Source organism: Xanthomonas sp. DAR33341, from assembly GCF_003992815.1.
Classification (GTDB): Bacteria; Pseudomonadota; Gammaproteobacteria; order Xanthomonadales; family Xanthomonadaceae; genus Xanthomonas; species Xanthomonas cissicola.
Window position 1 is genome coordinate 59,672 of sequence record NZ_QEYV01000040.1, and the last position, 18,988, is coordinate 78,659.

Sequence of the window (18,988 nt, forward strand, 5' to 3'; positions counted from 1 at the left end):
CCAAGCCCGGCCCGGCACCGCAAGTGCCGGGCTTTTTAGCTACACCTGCGCGCATGGATCGCGCAGACTAGGCGCATCGCCGGTGACTGCCGGCCCTGTCCTGTCGAGCGGAGCTCTCATGTCCATGTCCCTGCGTCATGCGCTTGTGTTCCTGGCCGCGCTGACGGTTGCCGGATGCAAGCAGCAACCGGCCGACCCTGTCGCCACGCAACCCAAACCTGCCGTGAGCGCACCGGCGCCGCCCCCCGGCGGCGACGCGCAAGCCCGCGCGCTGCAGGCGCTCGAAGCCCGCTTGCAGGGCGACAACGCGTACCCGGATCACTGCATCAGCATCATGGCCGAGGACGACGATGCGCCTGCGCCGGACACGTTCGATTTTGCGGTGCGCGAACGCCATGGCGACGGCTGCCCTGGCGACCCGCAGACCAGCCCGGTACGCGACCGTTTCCGTGTGCAGGCCGATGGCACGCTGCTGTGGTACGACGTGGTGAATGCCGATTTTGTCGACTACGCCGAGCGTGCGCGAAGCCTGCAGTAATGCGGCGCGACCATGATTGATTGGCACGCCTGACGATGCTGCGCGTCTCTATCGGCAAGCGCTGTTGATCCATCGCTGCATAGCCGCGCGTCTGTGGCCTCAGGCGCGCTTTCGGTCTTGCTGTGCGCCTTGCGTGCAGCACTGCGTCGCTGCGCCTTGCCATGGCAGGCACGGGATCGGCCGCGTTACAGCGCCAACTGCTCCAGCGACACGCCATCGGCATCCACGCGCAAGACCGAGCCTTGCTCGTACCAGTCGCCCAGCACGATGCGCGTGCAGGTGTGACCACCGGCCTGCAAGGTATGGATGGCAGGGCGATGGGTGTGGCCGTGGATCAGCCGATCCAGGCCGTAACGCACGAAGGTGGCTTCCACCTCGGCCGGCGAGACGTCGGTGACGGTTTCGAAGCGCGACTGGTCGCCCTGCTTGAGTTCTGCATGCCGCGCCTGGCTTGCCGCGCGCGCCTGCTGCGCGAACGCGACGCGTGCGGCCAGCGGCTGGGCCAGGAATTGCGCCTGGAACACCGGGTCGCGCGTCTGCGCGCGGAAGGCCTGGTAGGCCGTGTCGTCGGTGCACAGCAAATCGCCGTGCATCAGCAGCGTGGTGTGCCCGTACAGATCGATCACGGTGGGGTCGGGCAGGATCCGGAAGCCCGCCCGCTGCGCGTAGGTTTCGCCCACCAGGAAGTCGCGGTTGCCGGCCATGAAGAACACCGGCACGCCGGAATCCGCCACTGCATGCAGGGCCACCGCCACTGCATCGGCGGCGGTGGACGGGGTGTCGTCGCCGATCCAGGCTTCGAACAGATCGCCCAGGATGTAGAGCGCGTCGCTACCGGGGACCTGCGTGCGCAGGAATTCCAGGAACAACTCGGTGATCGCCGGCCGGGCCGGATCCAGATGCAGGTCGGAAATGAACAGGGTCGTCATTGCGCCATTGTACGGCGGCAGCGCGGGGCGGTCAGGGGCGGGGACAGGAATTCGGGTTGCGAGATTCGGGTCAGGATTCAAAGATCATGCAGGCGTGGCGTTCGTGAACATTGCTCGGCGCCAGAGCGTTACGCGCAGCCGCTTTCATGCAAGAGCGAAAACGCAGCGCGCCCCCTCTCCCTGCGGAGAGGGGGAGGGGTGAGGATACGCGGCGAAGCCACACGCTGAGGCGGCACGCTGTGTGTTTCTTTATCAGCAACAGTCGATCGTGCAAAAACAGTCGACGATAAGTGCATGAGGCTTGGTCGTACCCTCATCCGACCCTGCGGGCACCTTCCCCCCATGACGGAGGACAATGTCCCGCTGGGAGAAGGGTCAGGCGAAGCCGCGCTGCTGCCTGCTTGGTTCCGTCCCGGTTGCTCGTCCGTCCGTCTGTCCGCCTGCCGGTCCGTAAGCCGCGTTCCGCCATTGGCTAGCGCTTACCCCAACACCACCGGCAACCCCCACAACGACAGGCTGGCCAGCAGCACGCCGATCAGCGTGGCGGCCAGCACGTCGCTGGGATAATGCAGCCCCAGCACCACCCGCGAGAGCGCCACGCCTGCCGAAAACGGCACCAGCAAGGGGGCCAGCCAGGGGTAGTAGGCCAGCGCCACGATGCTGAAGGACACCGCGTGCAAGGTATGGCCGGAGGGGAAACTGAACTCGTCCAGCGGCGCCACCCATGCGCGAATACGCACGTCCGCCGCATACGGGCGCGGGCGGCGGGTCCAGCGTTTGAGCGCCTTGTACAACGTCAATGCAAGCACGCCGGTGGCGGCCATATGCGCCGATGCGCGCACGCCGTCCATGCCGTCGAGCACCACCAACAACCCCATCAGGGCGTACCAGAACACGCCGTCGCCCAGCCGGCTGATGGTGGCGAAGACGCGTCGTACCGGGTTGCGTCGGCACCAGAGATTGGCGCGTCGGCACCAGCGCGCTTCGTGGCCGCGCAAGACCTCAAGCCGCGTTGACGACATAACGCCCCCGTGCAGCGCTGATTCCCAGCAACAAGGCCTCGAAGTCGGAGACCACATTGTCTGGATGCAATTTCTTCATCGCCTGCGCCGCCGCCGTGCCCATGCGCTGGCGCAACGCGTCGTCTTCGGTGAGCGCGACGGCGGCCTGGATGAAGGCCTCATCGGTTTCCACCGCCGCGCCGGTATGGCCGTTGCGCAGATATTCGCGCGCCGCCCCGTAATCGAAGGCGACCGTCGCCACGCCGCTGGCCATCGCTTCCAGCGTCACATTGCCGAAGGTTTCGCTGCGGCTGGGGAACAGGAACAGATCACCGCTGGCGAAGTGACGCGCCAAGGCATCGCCACGCTGGACGCCGCAGAAAATGAAGTCCGGATTGTCGTGCGCAAGCTTCTCGCGCGCCGGGCCATCGCCCACCCATACGAAGCGTGCCTTGGGGCGGATCTGCTGCAGTTTGCGAAAGGCGCGCACGGCCAGCGGCAGATTCTTTTCGCTGGCGATGCGCCCCACATAGATGGCGGCAAAGCCTTCGCCTTCGATGCCCCAATCGGCGCGCAATGCGACATCGCGGCGGTTCGGATCGAATTGCTGGCTGTCCACTGCGCGCGCCAGCAATTGCACGCGTTCGAAGCCATCATTGCGCAGGAACTGCTGCAGCTCGCGCGTGGGCACCAGGGTGGCGTCGGCCTGGTTGTGGAAGCGCCGCATCCAGCGCAACGCGGTGCCCTGCAGCCAGGCAGCCCCGTAATCGGGCAGGTATTCGTCGAAGCGGGTGTGGAAGCCGGTGGCGACCGGAATGCCAAGCCGGCGGGCTGCGCGCATTGCCGACCAGCCCAGGGGGCCTTCCGTGGCCACATAGATCGCGTCCGGTTGCGTACTGCGCCAATGACGGAGGAGGCGTTGCGTGGCCGGCAGGCCAAATTTCAATCCCGGGTAGCGCGGCAGCGATGCGCCACGCACCAGCAGCGCATCGGTCGGCGCGGTATCGGCGCTCTGGCGTGGCCGCACCACATCCACCTGATGTCCACGCGCGCGCAGACCGGTTTCCAGACCGTGCACGGTCAACGCAACACCGTTGACCTCGGGGGGATAGGTTTCGGTAACGATCGCGTAGCGCATGCCCGTTCTCCCATTTTGACTAGCTTCCGGGAGCGCGATGGCATTGATGTTGCGCCGATAAGACGTGGCGGTGACAGCTGTGACGGGAATGGAGAATCGGGAATCGGGAATCGCAAAGGCAGCGTGTTGCACCGGTTCGGCGCCATCGACACCACTCAGAAACTTCTAAGAGCCCCGTGGCGGGCTATTCCCGATTCCGATTCCCGCCTGAGGCCGCAGGCCTCAGGTCACAAACGGTTTGAACGCAATTCCCAGCCCGGCCATGCTGTCGACTTCGCCGATCAGGTCGGCGCGCAGCAGCGGGCGCGAGTCGATCCAGCTTTGCGACAGGATCAACGACAACCGGGTGTCGTCGGCGGTGAGTTCCAGGGTCGGGATCGGGTCGGACTCATGCGCGCGGTGCAGCAACACCGCCAGTCGCAGCAGTGCGGCCTTGCGTCGGGTCGGCAGCAGCAGGCGGTCGGGCAGCGCATCGAAGGCGGTCTTGGGCACATTGCGCCGGTGCGTGCGCACCAGCGAGGCCAGCACCTGCTGTTCCTGCCGCGAAAAACCCGCGATATCCGAGTGTTCCAGGATGTAGCTGCCGTGCACGTGGTACTGGCTGTGCGCAATGATCAGCCCCAGCTCGTGCAGTCGCGCGGCGCGGCGCAGTACCTGCGCGTCGTCGCCATCCAGTTGCCAGGATTCGCAGACCTGGTCGAACAGGCGGCAGGCGGTGGCTTCCACGCGCTGCGCCTGTATTTCGTCGATGCCGTAGCGTTGCATCAGCGAGGTCACCGAACTGTCGCGCGGGTCGTTTTCGCCGCCGCGGCCAAGCATGTCGTACAGGATGCCTTCGCGCATCGCCGCCTTGCTGACCATCAGTTTCTCCAGCCCCAGCGCCTGGAACGCAGCTTCCAGCACCAAGATGCCACCGGCGATGATGGGCCGCCGTTCGGCGGCCAGACCGGGCAGCTGGATGTCTTCGATGTGCTTGGCCTTGAGCAACTCCTCGCGCAGCGCCGGCAGCGCCTGCGCCGTGATCGCCCCCTTGGTCAGCTTCATTGCAGCGCACATCTCGCCGATGGCCTTGTGCGTGCCGGACGAGCCGATCGCCTCATGCCAGCCCAGCGCCTTGTACTGACCGGCGAACTGCTGGAACTCGGCGCCGATCTCGGTCAGCGCGTCCTTCCATTTCTTCTTCGACAATTTGCCGCCCGGGAAAAACCGCCGCGTGCTGGCAATGCATCCGGCCTGCAGACTCTCGCGTTCCAGCGTCTGAAACCCGCGGCCGATGATGAACTCGGTCGAGCCGCCGCCGATGTCGATCACCAGCCGGCGTTGGTCGGGCTTGGGCGGTTGCGCATGCGCCACGCCCAGATAGATCAGGCGTGCTTCCTCGCGCCCGCTGACCACTTCGATCGCATGACCCAGCGCGGTTTCGGCCGGCATCAAAAACGCTTGCGGCGAACGCAGCTGACGCACCGTGTTGGTCGCTAGCGCACGCACGCGTAGCGAAGGCACGTCGCGAATGCGCTGGCCAAACCGCGCCAGGCATTCCAGTGCGCGCTGACGCGCTTCATTGGAGAGCCCACCTTTGCCATCCAGGCCATCGGCCATGCGCACGGTCTCGCGCAGGCGATCGACGACACGCAGCTGACCCATCAGGTAGCGCGCAATGACCATGTGGAAACTGTTGGAGCCTAGGTCGATGGCGGCGAGAAAATCGCCATCGCGCAGGGGCGGAATCGTGGGGGAGGGCATTGGCATGGCCGCATGGTAGCCGATGGGCTGTTGGCCACGTGAGAGGCCATGCGTGCGCCCAGCTGCAGGCGCACGCGCTCGGTATTGGAAGCGCTGGGGGCGGACGGCTGGTCGCCGTGATGGGCATGCCGCATGCCTGCGCAAGCGGCTTGCCACCTTGGTTGCTGCAGTGAGCGCTCAGATCCGCTCGAGCAAGGTCATCTGCGCCGAATGCGCCGGCTCGCCTGGGGCGGGAGTGCGCTTGTGGTACACGCCCTCGGCGTCCAGCTCCCAGGCGCTGACGTTGTCGTCCAGATAGTTCTGCAGCACTTCGCGGTAGACGCGCTTGGCCAGGTCCGGTTCCAGGATCGGGAAGCAGGTCTCCACCCGCCGCAGCAGATTGCGTTCCAGCCAGTCGGCACTGGCGCAGTACAACTCGGCAGCGCCGTCGTTGCCAAACCAGTACACGCGGCTATGTTCCAGAAAGCGGCCCACGATCGAACGCACGCGGATGTTGTCGGACACGCCTGGCACCCCGGGACGCAGCGTGCAGGCCCCGCGCACGATCAGATCGATCTGCACCCCGGCCTGCGACGCCGTGTACAACGCACGCACCACCTGCGGTTCGTTGAGGGCGTTCATCTTGGCGATGATGCGGCCCGGGCGACCCTTGCGGGCCAACCGTGTCTCCCGATCGATCCGCTTCAACACCCCCGCATGCAGCGTAAATGGCGACTGCAGCAACTGGTCCAGCTTCATGCGCGGCGCAAGCCCGGACAACTGCTGGAACAGCATGTGCACATCGTTGCCGATCTCGGCATCGGCGGTGATCAGGCTGATGTCGGTATACAGGCGCGCGGTGCCGCTGTGGTAATTGCCGGTGCCCAGGTGTACGTAGCGTTTGAGCTTGCGGCCCTCGCGCCGCACGATCAGCAGCATCTTGGCGTGGGTCTTGAAGCCGACCACGCCGTAGACCACCTGCACGCCGGCTTCCTGCAGTTTGTCGGCCAGGCCCAGGTTGGCTTCTTCGTCGAAGCGCGCACGCAATTCCACCACCACGGTGACGTCCTTGCCGTTGCGCGCGGCCAGAATCAGCGCATCGACAATCAACGAATCCTTGCCGGTGCGATACAGCGTCTGCTTGATCGCCAGCACGTTCGGGTCGACTGCGGCCTGGCGGATGACATCCAGCACCGCGGTAAACGCATCGAAGGGGTGATGCAGCAACACATCGCCTTTTTTGACGATCTCGAAGATGCCCTCGCTGTCGCGCAAGGTGCGCGGATTGAACGATGGGTACTTGAGTTCGGGGCGCTGCACCAGGTCATAGACCTGCGTGACGCGGCTCAGATTGACTGGCCCAGTGATGCGATACACCGCGTTCTCGTTCAGGCCGAAATTCTGCAACAAGGTGCGCAGGATCGGTGCCGGGCAATCGTGCGCGATCTCCAGCCGCACCGCCGGCCGGTAGCCGCGCGTGACCAATTCGTCGCGCAGGGCCAGCGCCAGGTTTTCGACTTCTTCCTCGTCCACCACCAGCTCGGAATTACGGGTGACGCGGAACTGGTACGAGCCCATCACCTGCATGCCCGGGAACAGCTCGTCGACGAATTCGGACAACACCGACGACAGGAACACGAAGCTCTGCGTGCCCTCCGGCGACAGGCTTGCCGGCAGCTGGATGATGCGGGGCAGCGAACGCGGCGCGCGCACGATGGCCAGATGCCCGGCGCGACCGAACGCGTCCTGGCCTTCCAGCACCACCACGATGTTCAAGGTCTTGTTGAGGATCTTCGGGAACGGGTGCGCCGGGTCCAGGCCCAGCGGCGACAGCACCGGCATGATCTCGTTGCGGAAATACGCACGCAGCCAACGTTTCTGGCGCGCCGTCCATGCCGAGCGACTGAGCACCGCAACGCCTGCGTCTTCCATCGCCGGCCGCAGCACCTCGTTCCACGCGTGGTATTGCTGCTCGACCAACTTGGCGGCGCGATCGTGCACCGCGTTGAGGATGGCGGTCGGGCTCAGCCCGTCCGGTGCCGGCGGCAGTCCGAACTCCTGTGCGTGCCGCACGGTGGCCGCGCGGATCTCGAAGAACTCGTCCAGGTTGGTGCACGAGATGCACAGGAAGCGCAGCCGTTCCAGCAATGGCACCTGCTCGTCGAGCGCCTGCGCCAGCACCCGGAAATTGAAGTCCAGCTGCGACAGCTCTCGGTTGATGTACAGCGCCGGATCACGCAACGGATCGGTGGCGACGTCGTCGCCGGGTGTGATGTCGTGCAGTTCTTTGGCGTGGCCCATGGAATCGATCGTCAAGACGGGTTGTGTAATTGCCTGGTGCGCGCAACGCAGGCAATGCGGCGCGTGGCAGACGCGTCCATCGCAGCGCGCTGCGGCGCGCACTGACTACATATCACGCCGAGCGTGACAGTGGCACCGATTGCTCGCGCTGCACGACGCGCGCCGGTACGAAATGACACGAGAATTCGCTGCCGCGCCCCACTTCGCTTTCGATGTCCAGGCGCGCCTGATGCAGCCCCAGGATGTGCTTGACGATCGACAGCCCCAGCCCGGTGCCGCCGCTCTCGCGCGAGCGGCTGCTGGAGACGCGGTAGAAGCGTTCGGTGATGCGCGGCAGGTGCGAGGCGGGAATGCCATAGCCGGTGTCGCGCACTGCCAGCGCCGCACCATCGCCTTCGCGCACGAAACGGATCGTCACCGTGCCGCCGCCGGGCGTGTAGCGCACCGCATTGGTCACCAGATTGGAAAACGCACTGTGCAGCTCCTTGTTGGAGCCGAGCAGGTCCACGCCGGCCTCGTCGATCACCTCCACGGTATGGCGGCCCTGGCTGTGCGCCTCGGCCTCGCGGCGCAAGGTCGACAGCATCGGCGCCATCGCCACGTGTTCTTCGCCGAGTTCTTCCTGCGATTCCAGCCGCGAGAGCGTCAACAGGTCTTCGACCAGCTGCGCCATGCGTTGGGATTGCTTGCGCATTTCCGCCAGCATCGGGCCCGAATCGGGGAAATCTTCCGGGTCGAGCATGTCCAGATAACCGTGCACCACCGTCAGCGGGGTGCGCAGTTCATGCGAGACGTTGGCCACGAAATCGCGGCGCACCTGTTCCAGCCGCAGCAGCTTGCTGACATCGCGCGCCACCAGCAGCCAGTAGTCGTCGGAGTAGGGAATCAGGCGCAGATTCAGGCGCAGATCCGGGTCTGCCGGCGAGGCGGCATCCAGCATCGGCTCGGCATTGCGCCCGGCCGCCAGCCAATGCGCCAGCGGCAACGGCTGCAGCCGCTCCACGATCGACACGCCCATGTCGCCGGGATGGTGCAGGCCGAGCAAGCCGCCGGCCGCCTTGTTGAACCACTGCACGCGCTGGCTGTTGCGATCCACGACCACCACCGCATCCGGTAGCGCCTGCGCCGCCGCGCGGTAGGTGCGCAACATTTCGATCAGGCGCCGCTTGCGCGCGCGCATTTCGGCCTGGCTGCGATACAGCAGCCGGTCCAGTTCGTTCCAGGCGCCGATCCCGGCCGCCGGCTCGGCACGCTGGCGTGCGGTCAGCCGCCGCAGCACCTGGCGCAGCCGCCAGTAATGCCAGGCCAGCACGCCCAGGGCGGTGAGCGTCAGCGCCATCCACACATGCCCGATCAGCACGCCGGCGACGACGGCAGCGCCCAACAACAGCGCGAGGGTGCCGAGCGTCTTGAGCCAGGCGGAACGGATGTGTTGAGGCATGGAAGGCGTTACCACAAAGCGTCAGGTAGGCAGCCACCCGGCCGGACTGTGGCCGGGTGGCTTTGCGGCACGTCAGGTCGCCGAAGAAAAACGATAGCCGGAGCCACGTACGGTCTGCACCATGTTTTCCAGCCCGAACGGTTCCAGCGTCTTGCGCAGGCGGCGGATATGCACGTCGATGGTGCGCTCTTCCACATACACGCTGCCGCCCCAGACATGGTCCAGTAGCTGGGTACGCGTATACACGCGCTCGGGGTGTGTCATGAAAAAGTGCAGCAGCCGATATTCGGTCGGGCCGATCGGCACCGGTGCATCGCCAGCGAACACCCGGTGCGCGGCGCCGTCGATGCGCAGCTTGCCTACCGCCACGCTACCGTCTTCGTCGTCTTCGCGGGTGCGCCGCATCACCGCGCGGATGCGTGCCAGCAGCTCGCGCGCCGAGAACGGCTTGACCACATAATCGTCGACGCCGGCTTCCAGGCCGCCGACGCGGTCGTTTTCTTCGCCGCGCGCGGTGAGCATGATGATCGGAATCTCGCGGGTCAGCTGCTCCTTGCGCCAGCGCCTTGCCAGGTCCAGCCCGCTGGTGCCTGGCAACATCCAGTCCAGCAAGATCAGGTCCGGCACGCGGTCGGCGATGGCGGTTTGCGCCTCGCGGGCATCGCCGGCATGGATGGGCTCGAACTCGCCTTTGCGCAGCGCGAACGCCACCATGTCGCGGATCGCGGGTTCGTCATCGACGATCAGAATGCGTTTCTGCACGCGGGGCTTACCGTCTGGCTTTGGTTGATCGCCAGTAGACTACGGTTTTGTGACTCTAATGTGACATCGTCGGCGGCGCCTGCGCGGCGGCAACGACCCGTGAAGCGGTCTGCGCAGTTTCGTTACCGGCAGGCGGCCGTCCGACACCCTGCTGCCGTGAAGAGCCGGCAACGCGTCAGCGATCAGCGCGTGGACAAATCCGGGTCGCGGATGCCCTGGCGACGCAGCTCCAGCACGGTTGGGGTGATCGCGGCGATGCGCGCGTCCACGCGCGCCCGTGTCACATAGTCGAGATCTTTCTTTTTCAGTGCTTCCAGCTGGATCAGCGCCTGTTCGGCGCGACCGTTCAAGAACGCCGCTTCCGCATACGCCTCGCTGGCGCGCAATTGGTCGCCGGACAGCTCGCAAGCACGGGCGTAGCTCTGTTGCAGCAGCGGGTCGTCGCTGCTCCGGTGCAACAACGGCTCCAGCACCTGGCGCGCGCGCTGGCCGGACTCCTTGCTGGCCTGCTCGTTGAGCGCAGTGGCATAGGTCAGCGCGACCGCGCGGTTGTTCGGCAATTGCTTGAGCAGCGCATCGAAGCGGGCATTGGCCGCTTCTCGCGGACCTATGCGCGCCTGCGCCTCGCTCAGGCCCAACGCCAGCCATAAGTTGTCCGGATGTGCCTCGAGCAGGCTGGTCAGCTCGGCCACCGGCTCGCCCGGCCGCCCGCCGCTGTTGCGCAGCCGCGCCAGCGCCAGGCCATAGCGCTGCGGATCGCTCAAGCCTTGTTTGGCGCTGCGACGCAGGTTTTCGTACTCGCGAATGGCCGCATCCGGCGTGGCTGCGCTGAGCACGCGCAGGCGCTCCTTGGCCCAATCGAAGCCCTGCTGGTCGGCGCCGCGGCTGAGCGCATCCACCGGCAACCGCAGCGCGTAAGGGAGCAGCGCGTTGCCATTGCGGCTGAGCGGCTCCGACAGCGACGGGTCGGCCGGGTCTACGCGCTCCTGGCGCGTCCCGCCCGGCACCGAGGTCGTCAGCACCACGGTGTTCTTCTTCATCTGTTCGGCGCGCGACTTGGCTTCGCTGATGCGGGTGACGGTCACCGGGTGGGTCTGCAGGAAATCCGGCGCGCTGTAGCCACCCTCGTTGGCGCGCATCGCCACCGACATGCGCTCGAAGAAGCCGGCCATCGCATCCACGTCGTAGCCGCTGCGCGCCAACGTGCGGATGCCCAGCCGGTCGGCTTCGGATTCGTTGGAGCGGGTGTAGTCGATCTGGCGCTGCTGCATCAGCCCCATCGCGCTGGTGATGGTGGCCATGGTGGCGTCGCCCTTGGAGTTGCCGCCGGCCTGCTGCGCTGCCACCACCGCCGCCAGCATGCCGAGCAGGATCGGAATCTGGTCACGTTCCGCACGCTCCACTCCACGCAGCACGTGCTGCTGGGTGACGTGGGCGATTTCGTGCGACAGCACCGCCGCCACTTCGTCCTCGTGCTCGGCGGTCAACACCAGCCCGGCATTGACGGCGATGTAGCCGCCCAACGTGGCGAATGCATTGATCTGGCGGTCGCGCAGCATGAAGAACGTAAACGGTTGCTGCGGTTGGTCGCTGTTGGCGCCCAGCCGGGTGCCCATGGTCTGCAGCCAATCGGTGATCAGCGGGTCGTCCAGCACGTAGTCGTAGTTGCGCAGCTCGGCCAGCATCATCCGGCCGTATTCGGCCTGGCGGGCGGGGGTCAGCAACTCGCCGGCCGACGAACCGATGTCGGGAAGGCGGCTTTCCTGTGCAGGTGCCACACCGATGGCAACGGCCAGCGTGAGCGCAGTGGCGAGCGGTAGCAGGCGCAAGTGGAACTCCCAGGTGGTGCGCGGAGCATGCGGGCAGCCCGGCGCAGAGGCGTGAATCGTCGGTTAACCCACAGTGTTGCGGTGACGACGTGGAAATTCCAGTCGCCCGGTACCATGTGTCAGACCTCACACCAACCACGGAGTTTCCCGTGAGCCAAGACCATACCGATCAGGACGCGGCCTCCGGCCCGCAGATCACCCTGTATTCCTCCGCCATCTGCCCGTATTGCGTGGCGGCCAAGAACTTCCTCAAGAGCAAGGGCAAGACCTGGACCGAGGTGCGGATCGACCTGGACCCGGCCGAGCGCGACAAGATGGTCGCCCTGGCCAAGCGCACCAGCGTGCCGCAGATCTTCGTCGGCGACGTCCATGTGGGTGGCTACGACGACATGATGGCCATGCATCGTGCCGGCAAGCTCGAGCCGCTGCTGGCCGGCAGCGCGGGCGGCCAGGCATGAGTGGTTCCGACGAGGGCAGCGCCGACCGCCTGCGCGAGTTCACGCAATTCCGCCAGCGCATGAACCAGCGCATCCTGGCCGAGCCGAACCAGGTGGTGCGGCGGTTCTTCGCGCTGGACACGCAGACCTACCAAGCCGGCGCGCTGGACGTGAAGACCAAGGAACTGCTCGGCCTGGTCGCCTCGATGGTGCTGCGCTGCGACGATTGCATCAGCTATCACGTGGCTCAGTGCAAGGAAGCCGGCGTGAGCCGGGAAGAGTTCTTCGAGACCTTCTCGGTCGGCCTGGTGGTCGGCGGCTCCATTGTCATCCCGCATCTGCGCCGCGCGGTGGATTTCCTGGACCAGCTCGAAGGCGGCGCGCAGGCGCCGGCTCAGCACGCACACGACTGAGCGTGTTGCTGCGGCGCGCACGTGTGGATCGGGGTTCGTCAAAGCCAGTAACGCACGCGCCGCCCACCGAGGCGGCGCGTGCGTTCGGGCACTTGCACTCTTAGACCAAGGTCGGTTTGGGCGCCTTCACCGGCATCGGGCATAATTGCCCCTGAAACCTCCTTGCGCCGCTTTGCCGGGTATTGCGGCTGGCGCTCCCCCCTTCAAGTTCGGAAACCCAACGTTATGACGCAGACAATCACGGTCATCCGCGGCGACGGCATCGGCCCGGAGATCATGGATGCCACGCTGTTCGTGCTCGACGCGCTGCAGGCTGGCCTGACCTACGAATACGCCGACGCCGGCCTGGTTGCGCTGGAAAAGCACGGCGATCTGCTGCCCGAGTCCACTCTGGCGTCGATCACCAAGAACAAGGTGGCGCTGAAAAGTCCGCTGACCACGCCGGTCGGCGAGGGTTTCAGCTCGATCAACGTCGCCATGCGTCGCAAGTTCGACCTGTACGCCAACGTGCGTCCGGCCAAGTCGTTCCCGAACACCAAGTCGCGTTTTGCCGACGGCGTTGACCTGATCACGGTCCGCGAAAACACCGAAGGTGCGTATCTGAGCGAAGGCCAGACGGTGTCCGAGGATGGCGAGACCGCGTTCTCCGGCACCCGGATCACCCGCAAGGGCTCCGAGCGCATCGTGCGCTACGCCTTCGAGCTGGCCAAGAGCACCGGCCGCAAGAAGGTCACCGCCGTGCACAAGGCCAACATCATCAAGTCGACTTCGGGCCTGTTCCTGAAAGTGGCACGCGATGTGGCCGCGCAGTATCCGGAAATCGAATTCCAGGAAATGATCGTCGACAACACCTGCATGCAGCTGGTGATGCGTCCCGAGCAATTCGACATCATCGTGACCACCAACCTGTTCGGCGACATCATCTCCGACCTGTGCGCCGGTCTGGTCGGCGGCCTGGGCCTGGCGCCGGGCGCCAACATCGGTCTGGACGCGGCGATCTTCGAAGCCGTGCACGGCTCGGCGCCGGATATCGCAGGGCAGGGCAAGGCCAACCCGTGCGCGCTGCTGCTGGGCGCGGCGCAGATGCTGGACCACATCGGTCAGCCGCAGAATGCCGAGCGCCTGCGCGAAGCCATCGTCGCCACCCTGGAAGCCAAGGATTCGCTGACCCCCGACCTGGGCGGCACCGGCAACACCATGGGCTTCGCCAAGGCCATCGCCAGCCGCCTCTGAGCGCACTGGGTGATCGCACAAAAAGAATGGGCGCCTAGGCGCCCTTTCTTTTTCTCGGGATTCGTCTTGAGCCGTCCTCGGCCATCGAGCGCAGGGAAACGCTTTTGCGATTCCCAATTCCCAATTCCCAATTCCCCACTCAATTGCGCGACTGCAGCTTCGACAGCAGGCGCAGGAACTCGATGTACAGCCACACCAGCGTCACCATCAGGCCGAATGCGCCGTACCACTCCATGTGCTTGGGCGCTCCGTGCTCGACGCCGCTCTCGATGAAGTCGAAGTCCAGCACCAGGTTCAATGCCGCCACCACCACCACGAACAGGCTAAAACCAATGCCGATCAGGCCCGAGTCGTGGATGAAAGGGATGCGCACACCGAACAAGCCGAGCACGATGGTCGCCAGATATACCAGCGCGATGCCGCCAGTGGCTGCGACCACACCCAGCTTGAAGTTCTCGGTGGCCTTGATCATGCCGCTGCGGTACGCGAACAGCAGCGCGAACAGGGTGCCGAAAGTGAGCAGGACGGCCTGGAACACGATGCCGTTGAAGCGTGCTTCGTACACCGCCGAGATCGAGCCGAGGAAGAAGCCTTCGATCAGTGCGTACAGCGGCGCCGTAATCGGTGCCCAGGTCGGCTTGAGGCTGGTGGCCAGTGCGAACACCAGGCCGCCGATCGCGCCGGCGATCATGTAGATACGCGCGACGGGCAGCGGCGTGCCATCGGCGCCGATCGATTGCGACCAGGCGAAGGCGGCCGTGATCACCGCCATCAGCAACAACGCGCCGGTCTTGTTGACCGTGCCGTTGAGGGTCATCGCCTGGCCGTCGCGGGTGACGACCGAGCCGGAGCCGGAGTCGAGGAATGTGGATTCCCGAAGGGCAGGGTTACCGCTACGCATGCGTGTTCTCCATGAAAATAGTGCTCACCCTACTGGCGAACGTTGTTGCGAGGATAGCTGATCGGTCAAGTTGCACAGGGTGATTGACAGCGAGGCCAATCGTTCCCAAAATAGCCGACCTTTCGAGCCTTCGGGATTGAAAGGTCCCGCCGGGGTATAGCGCAGTCTGGTAGCGCGCCTGCTTTGGGAGCAGGATGTCGGGGGTTCGAATCCCTCTACCCCGACCATTCCGAGCTTTCGACGGCGTGGGAATGCGAAGTTCGGTCCGGGCGCCCGTAGCTCAACCGGATAGAGCACCGGCCTTCTAAGCCGGCGGTTACAGGTTCGAGTCCTGTCGGGCGCGCCATCGGCGGTACGGTAGGAAGCAGGTTTTCAGTGGTGGCTGTAGCTCAGCTGGTTAGAGTACTGGATTGTGATTCCAGATGTCGGGGGTTCGAGTCCCCTCAGCCACCCCACTGATGACGAGAAATTGCAGGTATGTTTGACCCGATGTGTCACAGGGTGTTGCAACAAAGCAAAAATGCACATACAATGTGCGACCAGTTTCAGGGCCGTTAGCTCAGTTGGTAGAGCAGTTGACTCTTAATCAATAGGTCCAAGGTTCGAATCCTTGACGGCCCACCAATTAAAACAGCCACTTAGCGCAAGCCAAGTGGCTGTTTTTCTATGTGCCGGGAAAATTGCCGGGAAAATTGCATGCCGATCATCGTTCAGATACCGAAAACTGGCGTCGAGTGGACGGCGTTGTCAGTGGCCTTTGCCATCTTCGTTTTCCTCTGGAACGTCGCCGCCCAAAGGCGCGCACGGCGCGCAGCTGGACGTGTGCTCGCTGCTGTTGTCGAGCTCGAGCTTCAAATCGTCAGTCGGGTTGCAGAGAGTGTTAGCGACTATGTGGCGACAAAGTCCTATGTATCTAGCGGATCAATTTTAGGTCCCCGTAACGACGCATTCTTGGAGGGAAGGCGTGATGCGCTCGACCTGCCAATGATGCGCAGAGACGCCTCACAACTCTCGCAGCTTCCTCATCAGCTGACGCAAGCGCTCGCAGACTGCTTAAGCCACATGACCAGCCTCAAGTCAGCCATCGATGTGATGGTGCTCTCAGACGGATCGTTGGGCTTCGATTCAGGCAATCGACCTTCTCCCGCCGTAACTGCTAAGCAGATGCTGAAGGCATGTGCTGACCTACACGATTCAGCTCGACTGGCAAAAGAGTGGGCAACGGCGGTACGCACCGGCGAGGCTGGAACAATCAGGGATCACCTGAACCGGCTCGATCAATGGTGGTGGGAAAATCGCCCAAGTTGGCTTTAGGGCGATTGCCTACGAGCTACCTGCGTCTGGGGGGCTGAACCACTGGTACGTCATGTGTGTACCTGTTGGTCATCTGCTGCGTCGCATGACCGGCGGCCTCCTGCTTGTCGGCGCGGGTACCGGCGGTGTCGGTGATTCCCCGATGCTTCAGTCCATGCAAGCTGAATCGCAGTTCAGCTGTGATGACCCCATCCTTGATGGCGAGCGCGATCATTCGTTGCCAAGCACTGTCGAGCGCTGACTTGCTCAAGGGGGTGCCCGATTGATTCACCAGAAGCCGGCGCTGTCCCGGTTTCATATGCAGAGGGCGCCCATGGGCGTTCATCGTTCGTTGCCGATAGGCCGCCAACCAGGCCCAGGCGTGGCGCAGGTCATCGTTCCAGGCAGTAACCGTGTCACGAGAGCCTTTGCGCCGGCTGCTCCGTATGCCCTCAGCCTCCGCGTGCGCATCAGTTAGGTCTGTGACCTCAACACCGCGCAGGCGCACGTTGTAGGCGAGCAACATCACCGCGTGGAGATAGGGCGGCACACTGCCGCGTGTATGCGCCTTGAGGCTGCCGCGTTCGAGCGCAAAGGCCAGCACGGTGGCGAATACATCAGATTCGGGCATGTTGTGCTCACCGCGCTCCTTCGCCTGGCGGACCCCCTTGGCAGGATTGTGCTCGCATAGGCCCATACGAATGCCCCAGCCGAAGGTGCGACGCAGGTAGCGCAAGACATGGTTGGCTTTGCTCGGGCGCGGTTCGATTGCGGGCTGCAGTTTGGTTGCTGGCCGACCTCCCGCGAGTGTTTCGACCAAGCGCTGCATCGCCGGCACGTTGATGCGCGCAATCTGCATCTTGCCGAGCAGCGAGCCATCCTTGAGCACATACGCAGTCGCTGTCTCGGCGCACCAGCGGTAATCCCGCTGTGTGTCCCTCGACAGCTCTGCAAATTCAGTGGACGCCTCGAAGCGTTCCGCGAGGTAAGCCAATGTGCCCCTGACCTCATTGCCCGCTGCGGCTTCAGCAATGCTGTGGAGCTCAGAAAGCCGGATATCAGCATGGGCGACCGTCCGCTTTCGCGGACGGCCTCCTTCTGGATGAGCTTCTAAGAGATACCAGCGGTTGTCTTCCCAATAGATACCCTTGGGAAGGGCTGCTTGGTCAATATGCGCTGGAATAGCCGGGTTGAACTTCCGTTTTCTACCGCGTCCCATCAGATCAGCTCCATTGTGTTTGTCGTTTCTCCCTGGGCGGTATGCAGGCCAAGCGCGGCGTTAAGCGCGTCCACGGTTGTCCAAATGCCGCCGCGACCGTCGTATCTGTAGCGAATGCCCTGATCGCGTGCCCATCGCATGACTGTCGATGCACGGGGAGCAGGGCCGGCCGGCGCGCAGAGGCGACGCAGATCCTCGAACGTGATCACCGGACTGCTCACGCGCCTCTCCCCTCGATCCACTCCCGCCTGTGTCTCCATTGCTCGCGCATTTCCACGACGAGCAAGTCAGCAGCGGCGTAGCCGCGCTGAGCGGCAATGCGAAGCCTCAGCTCTTGCACCTTGGCTGCATCCGTGTAGCCCTGCCGCAGCCAGTGACGTGCCTCGCAAGCCCTGCGGAATCCTTCCACATTTGCGCCATCGATCATCGCTGACGCGTGCCGGTGAAGCGCAGGCCCAGCTGCACGACGTTCTGCGCGCAGGGACGTGGCTGACGAGGGGTGCGGATGCGATGCGCACGCCGCCATTCGGTCATGGCCAACTCGAAGCTGGGGTGCTTTTGTGTGCGCCCACACACACACTCGATGAAGTGCCCACCGCCTGCCTCGGGGCGGCGGGCATCGAGCATATGGCGAGCCAAGTGCCCGTTCGTGCAGGGTGGCAAAGGACTATCGTGGTTGACCTGACGTTGCGTCATAGCCCCTCCTGGCCCAACGCGCGCTCGGCATCCCGCAGATGCTGCGCGGTGTCGGAGTCGATCCGGTCCAACGCCTGGGCGATGGTGTAGCCCATTTCGGCCAGCCAGTCGTGGCGATTCAGCACCAGAGCGGCTGTGAGCGACTCCCCGGTGGACAAGGGGCCAGGCTCTCCCAAACGCGCTGCGGCGCGCGCAATCTCGATTGTGCGCTGCAGGTTCATGGCTGCGTCCTCCACGCGTCGCCGAGCTGGGCACGTGCTTCCTCGACACGCATGAGGCGCAAGCCCCAGCGTACCGACCAGGTGCGGGCCTGCTGCTCGTTGCAGGTCAGGATCAGCTGCCCGGAAGACTCCAGGCGATCAGCGCGGAACGCGAACAACAGATCGTCCAGCTCGATGAACTCCTGCAGGCCGAGCTTTTGACACAGAGCCTCGGCGTTGAGCGATTTGCAGCTGCCCTGCGGACCGAGAAGAATGACCGACTCAGCCATGAGCAGCCTCCCGCCGCACAGCCATGCGGGTGCGGCGACGAAGGCGCTGCGGTACCTGTCCGACGGCCAGGCCGGTTTGTGTCAGGCGCGGACGGCGCGTCGTCCACAACTTGTAGACCAGCGCGCCACCGGCCGCCGGCGCCAGGACCACCACAAGCGCGAGCAACTCAACCATGCGCCACCTCCCGCGCGGCTTGCGCGACCGCAGCTGCAGCAGCTGCAGTCGGCCTGCGCGGCAGCATGTTGGCCAGGTCAAAAGGGAAATCTAGGCCGTCCATGAACTCGGCCAACTCAGTGCTGATGCGGTCTTCCACCGTCGTCCACAGGCGAGGCCCGTCGATGAGTTTCCAGCCGGTGCCGGTGCCACGCCGCCGCTCCCACGTTTGGCGAGCCTCGCGTAGCGGTCCCATGTTCAGGGTTGCGGTGACTACGACCGCACCATGCGTGACGTGCATGGTGATGGTCGCTGAGCAGTCGCCCATGCTGCGGTCGTAGGCGGCGACGGCCGGCGTGGTAGCCTCCGGGCCGGGTCCGGTGCTCAAAGCCAACGGACGTGCTGCCGTGGCTGGACGTGTTCCAGTGTGCTGTTGCATATCGACTCTCCTGAGTTGCGTTGGTGGAGGGCCTTGGGGCGGTGTTACAGCA

At 64.7% G+C, this 18,988-nt stretch carries 21 protein-coding genes and 4 tRNA genes; 9 read left to right on the forward strand and 16 right to left on the reverse strand.

All coding sequences use genetic code 11. From position 1 onward, the window contains the following. Positions 1–118 precede the first annotated feature (118 nt). A complete protein-coding gene (locus EO156_RS21215) occupies positions 119–538 on the forward strand; it encodes a hypothetical protein (protein WP_029828209.1) in 420 nt (139 codons plus the stop codon). Positions 539–723: 185 nt separating this feature from the next. On the opposite strand, the gene lpxH is transcribed toward EO156_RS21215, so the two are convergent. From lpxH to EO156_RS21255, 8 genes are all read right to left on the reverse strand, one after another. Continuing rightward, positions 724–1,467, reverse strand: a complete 744-nt coding sequence (gene lpxH, locus EO156_RS21220; RefSeq protein ID WP_016849994.1) for a UDP-2,3-diacylglucosamine diphosphatase — start codon at positions 1,465–1,467, stop codon at positions 724–726. 479 nt (positions 1,468–1,946) lie between these two features. Beyond that, entirely contained in the window at positions 1,947–2,489 is a 543-nt protein-coding gene (locus EO156_RS21225; protein WP_011050667.1) for a phosphatase PAP2 family protein, read from the reverse strand. Next, complete coding sequence (locus EO156_RS21230) at positions 2,470–3,606, reverse strand: glycosyltransferase family 1 protein (RefSeq protein ID WP_016849993.1); 1,137 nt, start codon at positions 3,604–3,606, stop codon at positions 2,470–2,472. The genes EO156_RS21225 and EO156_RS21230 overlap by 20 nt, the downstream gene beginning before the upstream one ends. A gap of 222 nt (positions 3,607–3,828) precedes the next feature. Next, a complete protein-coding gene (gene ppx / locus EO156_RS21235) occupies positions 3,829–5,349 on the reverse strand; it encodes an exopolyphosphatase (protein WP_016849992.1) in 1,521 nt (506 codons plus the stop codon). 177 nt (positions 5,350–5,526) lie between these two features. Further along, the gene (gene ppk1, locus EO156_RS21240; protein ID WP_003483747.1) at positions 5,527–7,629 is read right to left on the reverse strand and encodes a polyphosphate kinase 1; all 2,103 of its coding nucleotides are present in this window, start codon (positions 7,627–7,629) and stop codon (positions 5,527–5,529) included. Between the two features lie 112 nt (positions 7,630–7,741). Then, a complete protein-coding gene (phoR, locus tag EO156_RS21245) occupies positions 7,742–9,070 on the reverse strand; it encodes a phosphate regulon sensor histidine kinase PhoR (RefSeq protein ID WP_005915906.1) in 1,329 nt (442 codons plus the stop codon). A 72-nt stretch (positions 9,071–9,142) separates the two neighbouring features. Next, a complete protein-coding gene (phoB, locus tag EO156_RS21250) occupies positions 9,143–9,832 on the reverse strand; it encodes a phosphate regulon transcriptional regulator PhoB (RefSeq protein ID WP_003483753.1) in 690 nt (229 codons plus the stop codon). 182 nt (positions 9,833–10,014) lie between these two features. After that, complete coding sequence (locus EO156_RS21255; RefSeq protein ID WP_033482899.1) at positions 10,015–11,661, reverse strand: M48 family metalloprotease; 1,647 nt, start codon at positions 11,659–11,661, stop codon at positions 10,015–10,017. Between the two features lie 149 nt (positions 11,662–11,810). Here EO156_RS21255 and grxC point away from each other — a divergent pair, with 149 nt between their 5' ends. The 3 genes from grxC to EO156_RS21270 all read left to right on the forward strand — a co-directional run bounded on the left by grxC (position 11,811) and on the right by EO156_RS21270 (position 13,744). Beyond that, positions 11,811–12,119, forward strand: a complete 309-nt coding sequence (grxC, locus tag EO156_RS21260) for a glutaredoxin 3 (protein WP_005915911.1) — start codon at positions 11,811–11,813, stop codon at positions 12,117–12,119. Next, complete coding sequence (locus EO156_RS21265; protein WP_003483760.1) at positions 12,116–12,511, forward strand: carboxymuconolactone decarboxylase family protein; 396 nt, start codon at positions 12,116–12,118, stop codon at positions 12,509–12,511. The genes grxC and EO156_RS21265 overlap by 4 nt, the downstream gene beginning before the upstream one ends. A gap of 225 nt (positions 12,512–12,736) precedes the next feature. Next, positions 12,737–13,744, forward strand: coding sequence for an isocitrate dehydrogenase (locus EO156_RS21270; RefSeq protein ID WP_003483762.1), 1,008 nt, complete (start codon positions 12,737–12,739; stop codon positions 13,742–13,744). A gap of 139 nt (positions 13,745–13,883) precedes the next feature. Here EO156_RS21270 and EO156_RS21275 read toward each other — a convergent pair whose 3' ends face one another. Beyond that, positions 13,884–14,645, reverse strand: a complete 762-nt coding sequence (locus EO156_RS21275) for a Bax inhibitor-1/YccA family protein (RefSeq protein ID WP_016850996.1) — start codon at positions 14,643–14,645, stop codon at positions 13,884–13,886. A 150-nt stretch (positions 14,646–14,795) separates the two neighbouring features. Here EO156_RS21275 and EO156_RS21280 point away from each other — a divergent pair. The 5 genes from EO156_RS21280 (at position 14,796) to EO156_RS21300 (ending at position 15,959) form a co-directional block, all read left to right on the forward strand. Continuing rightward, positions 14,796–14,872: transfer RNA gene (locus tag EO156_RS21280), tRNA-Pro, on the forward strand. Positions 14,873–14,914: 42 nt separating this feature from the next. Next, positions 14,915–14,991, forward strand: a tRNA-Arg gene (locus EO156_RS21285). Between the two features lie 32 nt (positions 14,992–15,023). Next, positions 15,024–15,100: transfer RNA gene (locus EO156_RS21290), tRNA-His, on the forward strand. Positions 15,101–15,193: 93 nt separating this feature from the next. After that, positions 15,194–15,269 (forward strand) — tRNA-Lys (locus tag EO156_RS21295). A 72-nt stretch (positions 15,270–15,341) separates the two neighbouring features. Then, positions 15,342–15,959, forward strand: a complete 618-nt coding sequence (locus EO156_RS21300) for a hypothetical protein (protein WP_016850997.1) — start codon at positions 15,342–15,344, stop codon at positions 15,957–15,959. Between the two features lie 16 nt (positions 15,960–15,975). On the opposite strand, the gene EO156_RS21305 is transcribed toward EO156_RS21300, so the two are convergent. From EO156_RS21305 to EO156_RS21340, 7 genes are all read right to left on the reverse strand, one after another. Next, a complete protein-coding gene (locus EO156_RS21305; RefSeq protein ID WP_026007201.1) occupies positions 15,976–17,157 on the reverse strand; it encodes an integrase in 1,182 nt (393 codons plus the stop codon). Further along, positions 17,157–17,378: a hypothetical protein gene (locus EO156_RS21310; protein ID WP_078585787.1), complete on the reverse strand. Its 222-nt coding sequence runs from the start codon at positions 17,376–17,378 to the stop codon at positions 17,157–17,159. The genes EO156_RS21305 and EO156_RS21310 overlap by 1 nt, the downstream gene beginning before the upstream one ends. Further along, positions 17,375–17,584 (reverse strand): hypothetical protein, encoded by a 210-nt coding sequence (locus EO156_RS24480; protein WP_016850999.1) that lies wholly within the window; start codon positions 17,582–17,584, stop codon positions 17,375–17,377. The genes EO156_RS21310 and EO156_RS24480 overlap by 4 nt, the downstream gene beginning before the upstream one ends. A gap of 265 nt (positions 17,585–17,849) precedes the next feature. Next, entirely contained in the window at positions 17,850–18,074 is a 225-nt protein-coding gene (locus tag EO156_RS21325) for a hypothetical protein (protein WP_016851001.1), read from the reverse strand. After that, positions 18,071–18,343 (reverse strand): hypothetical protein, encoded by a 273-nt coding sequence (locus EO156_RS21330; protein WP_016851002.1) that lies wholly within the window; start codon positions 18,341–18,343, stop codon positions 18,071–18,073. Before EO156_RS21330 ends, EO156_RS21325 begins: the two co-directional genes overlap by 4 nt. Beyond that, positions 18,336–18,518: a hypothetical protein gene (locus tag EO156_RS21335; protein ID WP_014091203.1), complete on the reverse strand. Its 183-nt coding sequence runs from the start codon at positions 18,516–18,518 to the stop codon at positions 18,336–18,338. Before EO156_RS21335 ends, EO156_RS21330 begins: the two co-directional genes overlap by 8 nt. Further along, positions 18,511–18,936 carry a hypothetical protein gene (locus tag EO156_RS21340; RefSeq protein WP_026007203.1) on the reverse strand — a complete coding sequence of 142 codons (426 nt, stop codon included), beginning with the start codon at positions 18,934–18,936 and terminating at the stop codon, positions 18,511–18,513. The genes EO156_RS21335 and EO156_RS21340 overlap by 8 nt, the downstream gene beginning before the upstream one ends. Between the last annotated feature and the right edge of the window lie 52 nt (positions 18,937–18,988).

Coding starts and splice junctions, on each gene's coding strand:
- EO156_RS21300 (WP_016850997.1), top strand. CDS start 15,342: ATGCCGATCATCGTTCAGATACCGAAAACTGGCGTCGAGTGGACGGCG.
- EO156_RS21215 (WP_029828209.1), top strand. CDS start 119: ATGTCCATGTCCCTGCGTCATGCGCTTGTGTTCCTGGCCGCGCTGACG.
- EO156_RS21230 (WP_016849993.1), bottom strand. CDS start 3,606: ATGCGCTACGCGATCGTTACCGAAACCTATCCCCCCGAGGTCAACGGT.
- EO156_RS21305 (WP_026007201.1), bottom strand. CDS start 17,157: ATGGGACGCGGTAGAAAACGGAAGTTCAACCCGGCTATTCCAGCGCAT.
- EO156_RS21340 (WP_026007203.1), bottom strand. CDS start 18,936: ATGCAACAGCACACTGGAACACGTCCAGCCACGGCAGCACGTCCGTTG.
- ppx (WP_016849992.1), bottom strand. CDS start 5,349: ATGCCCTCCCCCACGATTCCGCCCCTGCGCGATGGCGATTTTCTCGCC.
- EO156_RS21275 (WP_016850996.1), bottom strand. CDS start 14,645: ATGCGTAGCGGTAACCCTGCCCTTCGGGAATCCACATTCCTCGACTCC.
- EO156_RS24480 (WP_016850999.1), bottom strand. CDS start 17,584: ATGATCGATGGCGCAAATGTGGAAGGATTCCGCAGGGCTTGCGAGGCA.
- lpxH (WP_016849994.1), bottom strand. CDS start 1,467: ATGACGACCCTGTTCATTTCCGACCTGCATCTGGATCCGGCCCGGCCG.
- EO156_RS21325 (WP_016851001.1), bottom strand. CDS start 18,074: ATGAACCTGCAGCGCACAATCGAGATTGCGCGCGCCGCAGCGCGTTTG.
- EO156_RS21270 (WP_003483762.1), top strand. CDS start 12,737: ATGACGCAGACAATCACGGTCATCCGCGGCGACGGCATCGGCCCGGAG.
- EO156_RS21335 (WP_014091203.1), bottom strand. CDS start 18,518: ATGGTTGAGTTGCTCGCGCTTGTGGTGGTCCTGGCGCCGGCGGCCGGT.
- EO156_RS21265 (WP_003483760.1), top strand. CDS start 12,116: ATGAGTGGTTCCGACGAGGGCAGCGCCGACCGCCTGCGCGAGTTCACG.
- ppk1 (WP_003483747.1), bottom strand. CDS start 7,629: ATGGGCCACGCCAAAGAACTGCACGACATCACACCCGGCGACGACGTC.
- EO156_RS21330 (WP_016851002.1), bottom strand. CDS start 18,343: ATGGCTGAGTCGGTCATTCTTCTCGGTCCGCAGGGCAGCTGCAAATCG.
- EO156_RS21225 (WP_011050667.1), bottom strand. CDS start 2,489: ATGTCGTCAACGCGGCTTGAGGTCTTGCGCGGCCACGAAGCGCGCTGG.
- phoR (WP_005915906.1), bottom strand. CDS start 9,070: ATGCCTCAACACATCCGTTCCGCCTGGCTCAAGACGCTCGGCACCCTC.